Annotated in this window: 15 protein-coding genes; 6 read left to right on the top strand and 9 right to left on the bottom strand. The window is 46.4% G+C overall.

Translation table 11 applies throughout. The features are described 5' to 3' along the window. Position 1: 1 nt before the first annotated feature. Positions 2–925: a glycerophosphodiester phosphodiesterase family protein gene (locus ACLVWR_RS14015; RefSeq protein ID WP_413581257.1), complete on the bottom strand. Its 924-nt coding sequence runs from the start codon at positions 923–925 to the stop codon at positions 2–4. Between the two features lie 55 nt (positions 926–980). Then, entirely contained in the window at positions 981–1307 is a 327-nt protein-coding gene (locus tag ACLVWR_RS14010) for a DMT family transporter (protein WP_413581256.1), read from the bottom strand. 197 nt (positions 1308–1504) lie between these two features. Between ACLVWR_RS14010 and ACLVWR_RS14005 the strand changes: the two genes are divergently transcribed. From ACLVWR_RS14005 to ACLVWR_RS13985, 5 genes are all read left to right on the top strand, one after another. Further along, a complete protein-coding gene (locus ACLVWR_RS14005; RefSeq protein ID WP_413581255.1) occupies positions 1505–2464 on the top strand; it encodes a 2-hydroxyacid dehydrogenase in 960 nt (319 codons plus the stop codon). 82 nt (positions 2465–2546) lie between these two features. Then, positions 2547–2933 carry a hypothetical protein gene (locus ACLVWR_RS14000; protein WP_413581254.1) on the top strand — a complete coding sequence of 129 codons (387 nt, stop codon included), beginning with the start codon at positions 2547–2549 and terminating at the stop codon, positions 2931–2933. Next, positions 2933–3472, top strand: a complete 540-nt coding sequence (locus ACLVWR_RS13995; protein WP_413581253.1) for a metalloregulator ArsR/SmtB family transcription factor — start codon at positions 2933–2935, stop codon at positions 3470–3472. The genes ACLVWR_RS14000 and ACLVWR_RS13995 overlap by 1 nt, the downstream gene beginning before the upstream one ends. Before the next feature lie 184 nt (positions 3473–3656). Beyond that, positions 3657–4538 carry a hypothetical protein gene (locus ACLVWR_RS13990; RefSeq protein ID WP_413581252.1) on the top strand — a complete coding sequence of 294 codons (882 nt, stop codon included), beginning with the start codon at positions 3657–3659 and terminating at the stop codon, positions 4536–4538. A gap of 91 nt (positions 4539–4629) precedes the next feature. Continuing rightward, positions 4630–5316 carry a hypothetical protein gene (locus tag ACLVWR_RS13985; RefSeq protein WP_413581251.1) on the top strand — a complete coding sequence of 229 codons (687 nt, stop codon included), beginning with the start codon at positions 4630–4632 and terminating at the stop codon, positions 5314–5316. A gap of 96 nt (positions 5317–5412) precedes the next feature. On the opposite strand, the gene infC is transcribed toward ACLVWR_RS13985, so the two are convergent. Both infC and thrS read right to left on the bottom strand, forming a co-directional pair. Beyond that, a complete protein-coding gene (gene infC / locus ACLVWR_RS13980) occupies positions 5413–6003 on the bottom strand; it encodes a translation initiation factor IF-3 (RefSeq protein WP_413581250.1) in 591 nt (196 codons plus the stop codon). Between the two features lie 134 nt (positions 6004–6137). Then, positions 6138–8102 (bottom strand): threonine--tRNA ligase, encoded by a 1965-nt coding sequence (thrS, locus tag ACLVWR_RS13975; RefSeq protein ID WP_413581249.1) that lies wholly within the window; start codon positions 8100–8102, stop codon positions 6138–6140. Positions 8103–8383: 281 nt separating this feature from the next. On the opposite strand from thrS, the gene ACLVWR_RS13970 reads away from it, so the two are divergent. Further along, entirely contained in the window at positions 8384–8692 is a 309-nt protein-coding gene (locus ACLVWR_RS13970) for a hypothetical protein (protein WP_413581248.1), read from the top strand. Positions 8693–8727: 35 nt separating this feature from the next. Here ACLVWR_RS13970 and ACLVWR_RS13965 read toward each other — a convergent pair whose 3' ends face one another. From ACLVWR_RS13965 to ACLVWR_RS13945, 5 genes are all read right to left on the bottom strand, one after another. After that, on the bottom strand, positions 8728–9897 hold the full coding sequence (locus ACLVWR_RS13965; protein WP_413581247.1) for a BamA/TamA family outer membrane protein: 1170 nt from the start codon (positions 9895–9897) through the stop codon (positions 8728–8730). Continuing rightward, positions 9888–10475 (bottom strand): hypothetical protein, encoded by a 588-nt coding sequence (locus ACLVWR_RS13960; protein WP_413581246.1) that lies wholly within the window; start codon positions 10473–10475, stop codon positions 9888–9890. Before ACLVWR_RS13960 ends, ACLVWR_RS13965 begins: the two co-directional genes overlap by 10 nt. 102 nt (positions 10476–10577) lie before the next feature. After that, positions 10578–11120, bottom strand: a complete 543-nt coding sequence (locus tag ACLVWR_RS13955) for a hypothetical protein (RefSeq protein ID WP_413581245.1) — start codon at positions 11118–11120, stop codon at positions 10578–10580. A 127-nt stretch (positions 11121–11247) separates the two neighbouring features. Then, entirely contained in the window at positions 11248–12447 is a 1200-nt protein-coding gene (locus ACLVWR_RS13950) for a molybdopterin oxidoreductase (RefSeq protein WP_413581244.1), read from the bottom strand. A gap of 8 nt (positions 12448–12455) precedes the next feature. After that, positions 12456–13034 (bottom strand): c-type cytochrome, encoded by a 579-nt coding sequence (locus ACLVWR_RS13945; protein WP_413581243.1) that lies wholly within the window; start codon positions 13032–13034, stop codon positions 12456–12458. Positions 13035–13036: the final 2 nt, after the last annotated feature.

Genomic DNA, 13036 nt, shown 5'->3' with positions numbered 1-13036 from the left:
TTTAAATACCACAGAGCTCTTCACGGACTTTATAAAATCGCTCAGGGAAGTCCGTGATAATGCCATCAGCACCAGATTCGATGACGTGATGGATTTCGCTTTCCAGATTCGGCGTCCACACGATGGCTTTGATGTCTTTTTTATGAAGATTGAAAATCAATTCGGGAGTGACTTGCCAAAATCCCGGATTCGCCATCTTGGCGCCAAGATCCAAAGCCGCTTTTTCGGCGTTTCGTGCATCACCCACCAACGGGACGATTTCAATGTCGGATGCTTTAGCTTCAAAAGACCTTAAAAAGTCATGATTGAAGGACTGAACAAAATAGCGATCTTGATTCCAACCACTTTCACGCAACACGCGCAAAATGAGCTCAATATACTCGGCTTCAGGCGGATAGTACTGAGCCTGATCCTTGAAGTATTTCACTTCAATATTCAAACGCAGCGGTTTTCCCGAACTTGCCTTGACGTGCTTAAACGCTTCAAGAACTTCACTGAATTTTGGAAATGGCTGCAGATTATCTTCTGTGTATTCTTTGATACCACAGCGAATTCGACTGACGTCGGAGTAATTCAAGTCAAATAGAGCGACCTTCTTCAAGGACTTTCCGTCCACACCACAACGTTCAGTTCCCACATTAGGGATCGCATCATGGCCAACCACCACAACTTTGTCCTTGGTCACCTGGAGATCCAACTCAATGGCATCCACACCAGCTGTCACGGCCGCTTTAAACGATTGAAGCGTGTTATCCGGAAAACCATTCATCCCACGATGCCCGTGAACTTCCATTTTTTTCGCAAACAAGCATGCCGGAGTCGACAACCCCACGCTAGCCAGACCTCGCCCCTTTGCAGACAAGGCTCCGGAATAGGCAATAGAAATAAAAAATGCTGTCAGCAGAAAAATAGAAGTCGATCGCATTCTTTAAGAATGACGTGGCCGCCTTCTATTTTCCATTTAATTTGCTAAAAAACGGCTATTCTACAAACTTAAGACCAAGAATGCCCGCAATGATCATCCCCAAAAAGAATAGCTTCATCAAAGACAAAGGTTCTTTGAATATCAAAGTACCCATTACGACCGCGCCGACAGCCCCGATCCCCGTCCACACTGTGTAGGACACGCCGACCGGCAGCACCCTCATAGATAAAGACAAAAGATAAAAACTGATCCCCATCGTCACTAGTGTAAAGATGGACGGCACCAGTTTGGTAAATCCTTCGGAATACTTAAGGCCCGACGCCCAGATAAATTCCAAAATTCCTGCAACAATCAAAAGAATCCAAGCCGTTGTAGTTGTCATAACTCAACCTCTTATAGAAACCCTGCGGTTCCTTCATTTTATTTATTTGCAAGTCGTTGCTGTGAAAAACAGAGGGAGACTCTAAGATCCCGACACCAAGAAAAGATGTCCGATAAATAAATCCTCTCACACTTTGTTATTTGAGAAAAGACTAAAATCACTTGCGACAAAAAACACATAGAACGACACTATCCTTCATGAAACACTCCATTCTTCTTCCCTACCGAGCCCCCCAAAATGTAGTCATTCTTGCAAATCAACGCTTCCAGGCCACCACATTTGATCGCGAATTAAGCGTTGACGAAATCATTGCTCTGGCCAAAGAAAAGAAGACGGAAGGGATTGTCGTTGTTCCTAAACAAAAAATCACAAAAGACGTCATCGATAAACTTCCTGACTCGGTCAAAGTGATTGCAACCTGCAGCGTGGGCTTTGATCATCTGGAGATTCCAGCTGCAAAAGCACGAGGAATATTATTAACAAACACTCCCGATGTATTAACCGAGTGCACGGCAGATATTGCAATGCTGTTGCTACTGAACGCCTGCCGCCGCGGTCGCGAATACATGCAGATTATGGAGTCCGGCTGGAGAAAAGCCTTTAGTCAGTCTGATATGCTCGGACTTAAAGTCAGCGGAAAAACTTTGGGAATTTACGGTATGGGACGCATTGGACAAGCCGTCGCCGACCGCGCGCGAGGCTTTGGAATGAAGATCATCTATTGCAATCGCCGCAGACTGCCTGCGGAACTTGAAAAAGGCGCGACTTACTTTTCTGATTTCAACGAAATGCTTCCTCACTGTCAGATTCTTTCTTTAAATGCACCGGGCACGGCAGAAACAAAGCATATCATCAATGACGAAACATTGGCATTGCTACCAAACAACTCAGTCTTCATCAACGTGGCCCGCGGAAGCCTGGTCGACGAGTCCGCATTGATTCGTGCCTTAAAGTCAGGAAAACTATTTGCCGCGGGATTGGATGTGTTCGAAAACGAACCCGCCTACAACCTGGAACTTAAAGAACTCCACAATGTCTTCCTGACTCCCCACATGGGTAGCGCCACCCAGGAAACCCGCGATGCCATGGGCTATCGCGCCCTGGAAAACATCGAGCAGGCATTGAAAGGCCAGCGCCCGCAAGACAGTCTTTGGTAAAACCAATTCGATACGCATCGAATTATACCTATTGACAGCCTCTTTTTGTTTCGATATCTATCGAATCACAAAAGAGGTTACTATGTTTAATAAGGATGTTTTCAAAGAACGCATCAAAAAGGTTCAAAATGACATGAAGTCCTTCTCTCGCGGGAAATTGGATTCCGCGGTAGAGGGCAAAGTTATCGATTCGCTATCGAATATCTATCTGACAATGGCTGATAAGTATGTTGACGCTGTTGAAAATGGCATCAACTTTCCTGCTCTGACGGAGATTGAGGATTGCCCGCAGGAAGATCGTGCGTATTTTGCCTTGCAGAACTTGCTTGAGAAAATGGAGTTGGATTTTACTCAAAAACTTGTGAATAGCTTCAAACATGATGTCACGAATGAAGTTGAAGTTGGCAAAATTCAAATTGCTTTCCTGGATCACGTTCGTCGCAGTCTTCATGGAGCCCGCACTCACTAATGCAAAGTCTGACTATTCTTAAAGCCCTATCAGATGAGTCTCGTCTTAATATTTTCCGTCTTCTTTTGGAAAGAGACGCCTATATCGAAGTGATCTCCGAGCGCTTAAAGCTTGCTCCTTCGACGGTTTCTTTTCACCTTAAAAAGTTGGTCGAGGCGGGACTCGTTTCCAGCAAGAAAGATCAGTATTATACTATCTATTTTGCGGTACCTGACTTTGCGGAAGTGAGCCTTAAGAATTTAGTGTTGGGAGCTGGAGTTAAGCTTAAAGAGCAGGACAAAGTTGAAGAACAATACAAAGAGAAGGTTCTAAAATCGTTTTTCAAATACGGAAAACTGACTAAAATCCCGTCACAGAAAATGAAGCGCGAATGGGTTTTAGCCCGAGTCTCTGAAAATCTTGCGAGTAATAAAACCTATTCACTCGCAGATCTTAAAGAACTACTGATTGAAATCTATCCTGACCCCGGCTTACTCATCACAGAGATGAATGCCGCCGGATTGATTGAAATTCAGAACAACAAATATAAGCGAACCTAACGACACGCTGAGAAACCGATATCGGTTCTGCACAACAGTACAAAATGGGAACTGTTACCTATTTAGAGGGGAGAATTCCCCCGGATACTTTTTTCATTTCTGCCTAGGGGTTAGCCACCACACTTCGTCTCAATACCTATTGATATGAGATGGCGGCGGAACGCTCCTCGCATAGAGTGAAAACATGAAAAAACCATTCCTTCTTAGTGTCATAGCTGCGGCGGCGTTTACCGCAGTATTGGGGTTCGCCCTTACCACCCCTCATACGGGGCATACCTGCACAGGATTGGTACCTGAAAACGACCTCTACATCCCTGCAAATACATTTGCTGCCGGTGGGATCAGTAAGGCTCAATTCAACCAGATATTGGATCGCATTGAAGCTCTCTACAAACCTGAAATTGAATCGCTGGGCGACACCCTCACCATCAACCGTTACTGGGATGATGGAACCGTTAATGCCTATGCGAATAAGTCAGGAAAAAATCGCACCATCCATATTTACGGAGGCGTGGCCCGCTTTCACTCCATGGGAGTCGAGGGTTTTGCCCTGGCCGTTTGTCACGAGATAGGCCATCACTTAGGCGGAGGACCAAAATATTCAGGACGCGAATCCTGGGGAGGCACCGAAGGTGCTGCTGACTACTTTGCGACTTTAAAATGTATGCGCCGCTATTTGGCTAGCGAAGACAACGCCAAAGCACTTAAGAATCTAAAAGTGGACCCCGTCGCGAAAACGGCCTGCCAAAAGCAGTTTTCAAACCCAAGGGACCAGTTGATTTGCCAAAGAGCTTCTGTTGGTGGTGAACAAGTATCTCAGCTGCATCAATCTATTGGTGGAATTCCGGTACAACCCAAATATGGAACTCCGGATACTTACGTACAGACTGAAGAAGATGAAGCATATCCCCAAACACAGTGCCGCATGGATACTTATTTTCAGGGCATGCTGTGCGCGCAGAGTGAATACACTCGCATGAGTGACACTGACTACAAACAGGGCTCTTGCTATGAACCTGTTCACAAAGTCGGGGCCCGCCCCCGCTGCTGGTTTGTTCCGAACTAATTGTATTTCTTTTACAGTATCATGGTGACACCTCTGCAGATGGCACAGCCTCTGCAATGCCCCACATTGCCACTGGGGAGGGGCACTAACCATGAAAACACCACTGCTGTTAGCATTCAGCTTACTTACAATCTTCATCAGCCAACAATCAATTGCGATGGCGAAGCGACCTTATATAGACTCTGAAATTCTGCACGACGCCGAAGTGGAACAATCATTCCAACTAACTGCAAAAGATGGATCCAAAGTCAGCTACCAAAAACATCAGGATATTCTGGCTCCGACGATTTCATTTACTTTGGATAAGAAAAAAGGAAACTTCCTGATCTTCAAAGACCGTAACAAGGAAATGCTCTTTAAAATTCTGGGTTCCGTCGAAAACATTAAAGAGATCACTGATCTTAACAAACTGCAAATCCTGCAGAATTCATCCGGACAAGGTCTTGCGATTAAATTCAGAACTGTCGATAGAAATCACTCGATGGGAGAAGACAAAGAATACACCGAAAGCTGCAGCATCGAAAAAACCGCTCGTCGCTGCCGTGATGAGTATGACTACGACAGAGAAACGAAAAAGAGATACTATCGTGGTGAAGTATGTGAAACCATCACGATTTCTGAACCTGGCATTCGTGATGTTCGCAAAACCGAATTCACTACCGTCACAAAAGTCTTATTGGAGTTTGTCGACAGCAGCATGCGCACTGTCTTATCGGCGCACATCACCGACTACAACTTGTGGGGCCCGGAAACCAAAGGCCTGTGCATGTCGCGCTAAGGTTGACGCACATTAAAACCGAACGGTTCTGCATAGCAGCACAAAAAGGGAACTGTTACCTCAAATAAAAAAGGCAGCTTGCGCTGCCTTTTTTTTCTAGTCTTCGTCGTCGATCTCGACTTCTTTAAGTTCGTCGAGTTGTTTTGAGTCTTGTTTAGACTTGTTCGGATGGGCTTTTTCGTATTCTTTGATTTTCAAAGGATCCGGAGCCAACATCAGGAACATTTGCTTACCTTCCATTTTTGGCTGGGATTCAACCATGGCAAGGTCGTCAACGAATGCGATCGCTTTTTTGATCACATCCATGCCCACTTCCTGATGGGCCAACTCACGACCCATGAAACGCAATGAAACTTTCACTTTGTCGCCTTCAAGAAGGAAACGACGAGCGTGATTCATTTTGGTTTCAAAGTCATGCTGGTCCGTACGAGGACGCATTTGCACTTCTTTGATAGTCACAACAGTCTGCTTTTTACGAGCAGCAGTTGCTTGTTTCTTTTTCTCGTACTTCCACTTGCCGTAATCCATGATTTTACAAGTGGGAGGAGTTGCTGTTGGAGCAATCTCAAGAAGATCCAGGCCACGATCTTCAGCAATACGTAACGCTTCAGGCACAGTCATAACACCCAACATGTTACCTTCATCGTCGATAACACGAATTTGTTGGGCACGAATCTCACGATTCACTCTCAAAGAGTCTTTAGAGTCTTTCTTGTTGCGATCAAAACGACCGCCACCGCCGCCTCCAAAATTTCCTGAAAACTTGCTAATGGTAAACCTCCGGGGTTTAGTTAAGTACCAGCGTCACTTAAATGTGACGACTAGTTTGTGCTGGCAGACTTCGCAAGAGAGCTCTGCAAGCTTCGGTTTTTAATATCTGTCGTAATCAATGTCATCACCTGATCCACGGTCATACCCTTGTGTTCTGAACCGTCTCTCAAACGCAATGAAACCGTTCTGGATTCCGCCTCTTTATCCCCCACGATAATCATGTAAGGAATTTTTTGAAGCTGAGCCTCACGGATTTTATAATTCAATTTCTCGTTACGGCGGTCAAACTCCACACGAACGCTGTGTCCTTTTAAAGAGTTTTGCAACTCCTCACAGAACGCATTCACACGGTCCGTAACATTCAGGATCGCCACCTGCACTGGCATCATCCATGGAGGCAAATGACCCGCTGTATGCTCCAGATAAACGCCGATAAAGCGCTCCAAGGAACCCAGGATCGCACGGTGAAGCATCACCGGACGATGCTCCTTATTGTCCTCGCCAGTGTATTTCAAATCAAAGGCCTGCGGCAGATTTGGATCCACTTGCAGTGTACCCAATTGCCATGGACGATTCAAAGCATCGACGAACATGATATCCAACTTAGGTCCGTAAAACGCACCATCGCCTGGATTCAATTCAAATGGCAAATTCAGGGACTTCAAAGCTTCCGCCAAAGCACCTTCTGCCATATCCCAATATTCCTCTGTCCCCATACGGTTGTCCGGACGAGTGGAAAGGAAGATTTTGTAATTGCTCATACCCAGTTTGTCGTAAACACGATTTAGCAAATTCATGAACTTGGCGATCTCTTCCTGCAACTGATCCAAACGGCAGAAGATATGAGCGTCGTCCTGACAGAACGTACGTACACGGGTCAAACCGTGCATCGCGCCCGATTTCTCGTAGCGGTGCAAGCGACCGAAGTCCGCCATTTTGATTGGCAAATCACGGTAAGAGTATTTCTCAGAGTTATAAAGCAAACAGTGAGAAGGACAGTTCATCGGTTTGGAAGCAAAATCACGCTCGTCCACTTTCGTGAAAAACATGTTTTCTTTGTAGTTCTGATAGTGACCGGAAGTATGGAACAGGTTCACGTCGAAAATTTGCGGAGTGATCACTTCCTGATAACCGGTTTCGAAATACAACTCACGCAGGTACGTTTGCAAAGAGTTGTAAACCGTTGCACCCTTCCCTGTGAAGAATGGAGAACCTGGAGCCAGTTCATTGAAATAGAACATGCCCAATTCTTTACCTAGCTTACGATGATCGCGTTTTTTCGCTTCCTCGATGTTGTGAAGGTAAAGATCCAGGTCTTTCTTGTCGTTGAACGCTGTCGCGTACACACGCTGAAGTTGTGCGTTTTTCTCGTCACCTCTCCAGTAAGCCCCCGCCACGCTCAAAAGTTTGAATGCCTTGATCTGACCCGTGGATTGAATGTGTGGACCACGGCAAAGGTCAAACCAACTGGTACCATTGAAGTAGATACCCACATTCGTTTCGCCTTTTTTCGCAAGGTCTTCAATCAACTCAACTTTAAAGCGCTCGTTCATTCCTTTGAATGTTTCGATGGCTTTTGCGATCGGCCAGTCTTCACGATGAATCGGAAGATCTTTGGACACGATCTCAGTCATTTTCTTTTCGATTTTTTCGAAATGCTCTTCAGTGAAAGCAAATGGTGAATCGAAGTCATAGTAAAAACCATTGTCGATCACCGGACCGATTGTCACCTTCACTTCAGGCCAAATATCCTGGATCGCTTGAGCCATGATATGCGCGCACGAGTGACGAACAACCTCAACTGATTCAGGAGATTTTGTGGTGACCAGCGCCACTTTCGTTTGATCTTTCAAAACAGTGCGAAGATCAGAAATTTCAGTTGATCCATTCAGTTTTGCACCAAGAGTTTCTTTGGCCAAACGGGGGCCAATGGACTGCGCCACTTCCAGCGCTGTCGGTTCATGGTCAAAAACCTTCGTCGAGTTATCCGGCAGAATAATTGTAATTTGTGACATTATGATTGCGTGCTCGTGAACGAGCTATTTTTTAGAGAGATAAATGATGTTTCAAGTGCGATTTTTTGCATCACATTATTAGTAATCCCCGGTGCCGGAAGGGTCAAGTGTTCTCGCCCCCGACAACGTCCAAAAGACACCTGGCGCTATGTGTTATTTCACACGCAAACCGCTACAAGTGACTCACAAACCGCCACTTTGTCTAAAATTTCTGGCCTTTGCGACTCCATAAGCCCGAAAAACGATCATCATTAATCATATAACTCACAAGGAGGTTCTCTGTGAAAACCCTCTTAACCAGCATTGGAATTGCCTTTACCGCATCCATGGCGATCGGAGCGACAACGACATCCAACCCTTCCAACCCCGGCAACCAGACCACTGTGACAGCACCCACAAGCTCAAAAATTCCAAATTCAACGGCCACTCAGGAAACGGGCCCCAATACATCCCGCGTTCCATTTCCATCCAACAGACCGGCCATCACCGACCCCACGACAACGAATCGGCTGCCTTCTGAAAGTGATCGTGCTCAACAATCACTTCCAGAAAACGTCAACACACCCACAACTCCACCAGAAAGATATTAAAGCAGTACTTAAAGTGTGTTTCGTAAACATTCATCTTAAAACGCCTGGTTGACGGAGACATAGGTTGCCCAATCGTCTCCGTAAGCCACATCAACCCTGAAATCCACCGGATTTTGGCGAGCCATCCGGAAACGGATCCCCGTTCCCCCGGCCCACAATAAATTAGTTAAAGTTAATTCTGAAACTTTTCCGACAACGTCCCCGAATCCCCCAAAGACAACAAATCCCCAACGGTCCGTAAAACGCTGCCGGTACTCTGTTTGAGCAGCCCATAAGATATTGTCGCGATACTGACCCGCTTTATAACCCCGCATATCACGACCCCGGCCAAACACCGCCATTTTATAAAAAGGCACATCCCCGATATTGGCTTCTGTCGCCACACGAACTGCCAAAGCACTTTCGGTGAACATCCCAAAGTACTGACTGTAGTTCACACGATAGCGCTGAAAGGTGTGACCGCCCCCCAGATTCTTGTCATAAAACTGCCCTTGAAAATTGGAGAAAACCCCTTGCGTTGGATAAAAGGTATTGTTGCGACTGTCATACTGACCTTTGAATCCAGGCAACCAGCTTTCATCATCCAACTTGATGTCGGGGCTTACACCCGAAGGCAATGGATCCACATCAAAGGATGTATCCATGCGATTGTAACCGACCGTGGGCCCCAGATAGAAGCCCTCCGCCAGGCGAGGCATCCACTGAATATTCACAAAGACCACATTCTGATGCATTAAAACGGATTGATCTCGTTCTGCGGCAGCTTCACCGACACCGTAAAAGTCTGAATTGATCCTTACGTAACCGCCAAAAATATTCAGCCGCCAACGATCTCCATTCATCCGCCCCAGATATCCCGCCATCGCACCATAGCTTTCCTTCTGAGTTCCAAATATCGCCGCAACCCCCGTTGAAGGTTTAACTCCGGGAGTTGTCGAAAAGATATTCTGTGCCATCAATGCCAATCCCCACCCTTGTGCAGGGTTGTAATTGGGAATGGGCGCCACCACGAGCTCATTCTTGGTCTTTTGAGATTTGTATTCCAAGGGCGCTCTTTGCGAAGGATCCGGCGCCGGAGGATTATGCTCATCAAAATCATCGACATCCGAACCGTAGTCCCCAGGTTCTGTATCCTTCTCTTGCCCATAGGATACGCCGGCCACCAAAAATAAAGTCAAAAATAGCGCAATGAATTTTACCGGCATAACTCGGTCACTCTTCGCATATCACTGATGTCATCACATTCAAATCTTCCGAGCTGGGAGCAAATCCGATTGATACAACCCGCATCCGGAACGTCATAGCACATGCGGGCTATATTAAAGAGCTCCCGCTTTTCATCACAATCAAAGCGATCCAACTGATTGCAAACAGCAGTGATACACTCGCCGTTTACACCGTCACACTGACAGGCAATGTCTTTGATTTTGCTGTCGCTGTTGCAATTCAAGTTTGGCATCTGATCACAAACCGCTCGCACACAGCGGGCCGTATCTGGATCACGAGGATTGCAGTACGGAGGCTGGGGTTTTGAGGGAGGCTGAGGTTTCGGAGAATGCGGTGGCGGAGGTGGCGCCGGTTCCGGCTGAGGCTCTCCCTGACCAGGATCATCAGGCAGAGGCAAGGGCAACGAAAAGGTACCCCGGGTTAACTGTTCATAGAGTTGCAACTTCTGATAGTTAGGGCGAATGGGACGACTGTCGGCGTCCGAGGCTTTTGCCTGCATACCAAAAATCAACAAAAACAAACTCAATAATTTTGAAAACGAACTGATTGAATTCATTCTGCACCTCTGTTGAATAATTTCAACAGAGGTCTAGAACGCAGGGCAACCCAGCTCCCTTCCAAATGGAAAAAAGCAAGGGGCTGTCGCCAGGCAATGGGACTATTTATCATCCTCTGCGACGGGAACCGCCGGTTTTACAGCAGGAGGCTCTGCTTGTGGGACATTTGAGTTTTTAAACAACTCCGCCAGAATTCTGGGACTTCCTGCTGCATCGAAATCATAGACTTTGCCGCCATCGTAACCGCGCAAGTGGTTGCATTCGTAACTAAGAGCGTAGTCATAGACTTTACCGCCCTTAAGCACGCGGATGCCATAACGGGGGTTAAAACACCCTGGCAACGCCAAACCCTCTTTGTAGGATTCAGCTGCATCTTTGAACTCCAAAGCGGCTTCGTTGACATCCTCAGGCTTCAATTTGATTTCACCCAGAATTTTAAAACCGTGAAAATCAGCGGCTCCACTGCCCTTTTGAGAGGGATCCAATGAATACACTGTTGCCGACTCCGGCTCCTGCAGGTTGTTTAGAAAAGTCATCTCAGCTTTGACCGCTTTGATTTCTTTCGTCGCCTCCAAGGAGTCATACTTAAAATCACAAGCAGCAACAACCGCCACAACAATCAAAGTGCAAATAAAATATCTCATCAAAAACTCCCACACCCCGCCTCTAAAAGGCAGATGTAAAATTCTACAATGTATGAAACGACAAAAGCCACCGCGTGGGTGGCTTTTGTTAAGAGTCCAGCGTTATGCCAACTCCGGTTCAACCAGACTAGTAAGCAACGTGGTGATTCAAAGCCTCATGCATACGAGGATCTTTGATTGGCACCAGGTTGTGCTTCGCCCAGAAACCCATCACGCAGTGAAGGAACAAGCCCGCAAAACCAGCGAAAATACCGATTTCCCAGAACCCGAACACAACGTGACCGTGGTTGAAGTTTGGATAAACCATCCAGTAGATGTCCACGTATTGCATTACCAATACAAGAGTGGAAATCAACAATACGTTCGTGTCATTTCTTTTTGCATCACGAGGAAGCAAAGCCAGGAAAGGAACCACGAAACGGAAGATCAAAAGACCCACAGAGATTGGCATCCAACCATCCAAAGATCTCATGATGTAGTACTCAGTTTCCTCTGGGATATTCGCATACCACATAAGCATGAACTGAGAGAACGCAATGTAGGCCCAGAAGATTGAGAAGCCTTTTAGGTACTTCACAACGTCGTGTTGGTGCTCAACAGTCACGTAACCTTTTACAAGGCCAGAGCGTCTCATGAAGACGATCACGATCGCCAGGAAGGCCATGCCCGCCTGGAACATACCAGAGAAGCAGTAGATGCCGAAGATCGTCGAGTACCAAGTTGGCAACAAGGACATCAACAAATCCACAGAGAAGAAAGAGAACGCCAAAGCGAAGAAGCAAATGAAGCCAACCGCTGGGCTCACGTTTTTGTGAGTCAGGTTCTCGTCACCAGTTTGATCCTGCTTGATGGAGTTTCCAACCATGACCCATTTGAAAATCATGCAACCAACAACGAAGATCAACAACCGAATCACGAAGAAAGTCGGATTCAAGTAAGCTGTTTTCGCAGCGATCACCGGGCTTTCAGCGATCACTTTAGGATCTGCCCAGATGAACAGGTTTTTGAAACCGAACAACATGATCAAACCGAACACCAGGATGTACGGAATGAAGGCTGTTGTCGCCTCAGCGAAACGACGGATTGAAACCGACCAACCTGCTTTTGCAGTGTTGTTGATCGCGATCCAGAAAAGTCCGCTCAAACCCATGCAAGAAAAGAAAAAGAAAGCTACCAAGTAAGAAGTCCACAAACGGTCCTGGTTTTTAAGCAAGCCCACTGCGAAAGTGATCAAACCGATCGCCATCAACACAAAGCTCAAAGTTTTAAGCTTTTGTGGCGCTTCGAATTTACCCAAATGTAGATCTACGTGTTTATGTTCACCCATACGTAATCCTATTTACCATCACGCTTCTCAAGGAAGCGAATGTAGTTAACAACCTGCCAACGATATTGTTGTGGAATGTGAGAAGCATACGGTCCCATCACACCCTGTCCCATCGTGATTACGTGGTACAAGTGAGCATCCGGCCAGCCTTTTACTTTATCACTCAACATTGGAGGTGGCTTCAAAGCCATTTTTGATGAAACAACAGACTTCGCAGCCTCGCCGCCTTCACCTTTGTAACCGTGGCAAACTGCACAGTTAGTTTCATAGTATTTTTGACCTACCAACAAAGTCTCTTCATCCATTTTGCCAGCCAATGGATTTTTAAGGTTCTTAATAGCCCCTTCCAAATCAGTAGCGTAACGGTATGGTTCGAAACCTTGAGGCACAGTTCCTTCAGGAGGAACACGCATGCCAGAATGATGAGGAGCACCTTCGTCATAGGACTGAGCCTTAACTGCAGGAGTCACCATCATGTCTTGGATGATTTCAACGTTTGGTTTGTTGCCGCGAGGACCACAGCTTGTCAGCGCCATTGCCGACAAACCTGCTGCTACAACTAGAGTCATATTAACAAGACTTTTCATTT

Source organism: Bdellovibrio sp. HCB288 (genome assembly GCF_047305935.1).
In the GTDB taxonomy this organism is placed as follows: domain Bacteria; phylum Bdellovibrionota; class Bdellovibrionia; order Bdellovibrionales; family Bdellovibrionaceae; genus Bdellovibrio.
Note: the sequence above shows the minus strand (reverse complement) of the source record. Positions and strands in the feature narration are given on the sequence as shown.

What these genes read in the sequence shown, in the direction of transcription:
- ACLVWR_RS13990 (WP_413581252.1), top strand. Translation starts at nt 3,657, where the DNA reads ATGAAAAAACCATTCCTTCTTAGTGTCATAGCTGCGGCGGCGTTTACC.
- ACLVWR_RS13950 (WP_413581244.1), bottom strand. Translation starts at nt 12,447, where the DNA reads ATGGGTGAACATAAACACGTAGATCTACATTTGGGTAAATTCGAAGCG.
- ACLVWR_RS14000 (WP_413581254.1), top strand. Translation starts at nt 2,547, where the DNA reads ATGTTTAATAAGGATGTTTTCAAAGAACGCATCAAAAAGGTTCAAAAT.
- thrS (WP_413581249.1), bottom strand. Translation starts at nt 8,102, where the DNA reads ATGTCACAAATTACAATTATTCTGCCGGATAACTCGACGAAGGTTTTT.
- ACLVWR_RS14015 (WP_413581257.1), bottom strand. Translation starts at nt 925, where the DNA reads ATGCGATCGACTTCTATTTTTCTGCTGACAGCATTTTTTATTTCTATT.
- ACLVWR_RS14005 (WP_413581255.1), top strand. Translation starts at nt 1,505, where the DNA reads ATGAAACACTCCATTCTTCTTCCCTACCGAGCCCCCCAAAATGTAGTC.
- ACLVWR_RS13955 (WP_413581245.1), bottom strand. Translation starts at nt 11,120, where the DNA reads ATGAGATATTTTATTTGCACTTTGATTGTTGTGGCGGTTGTTGCTGCT.
- ACLVWR_RS13985 (WP_413581251.1), top strand. Translation starts at nt 4,630, where the DNA reads ATGAAAACACCACTGCTGTTAGCATTCAGCTTACTTACAATCTTCATC.
- ACLVWR_RS13945 (WP_413581243.1), bottom strand. Translation starts at nt 13,034, where the DNA reads ATGAAAAGTCTTGTTAATATGACTCTAGTTGTAGCAGCAGGTTTGTCG.
- ACLVWR_RS14010 (WP_413581256.1), bottom strand. Translation starts at nt 1,307, where the DNA reads ATGACAACTACAACGGCTTGGATTCTTTTGATTGTTGCAGGAATTTTG.
- ACLVWR_RS13995 (WP_413581253.1), top strand. Translation starts at nt 2,933, where the DNA reads ATGCAAAGTCTGACTATTCTTAAAGCCCTATCAGATGAGTCTCGTCTT.
- ACLVWR_RS13960 (WP_413581246.1), bottom strand. Translation starts at nt 10,475, where the DNA reads ATGAATTCAATCAGTTCGTTTTCAAAATTATTGAGTTTGTTTTTGTTG.
- ACLVWR_RS13965 (WP_413581247.1), bottom strand. Translation starts at nt 9,897, where the DNA reads ATGCCGGTAAAATTCATTGCGCTATTTTTGACTTTATTTTTGGTGGCC.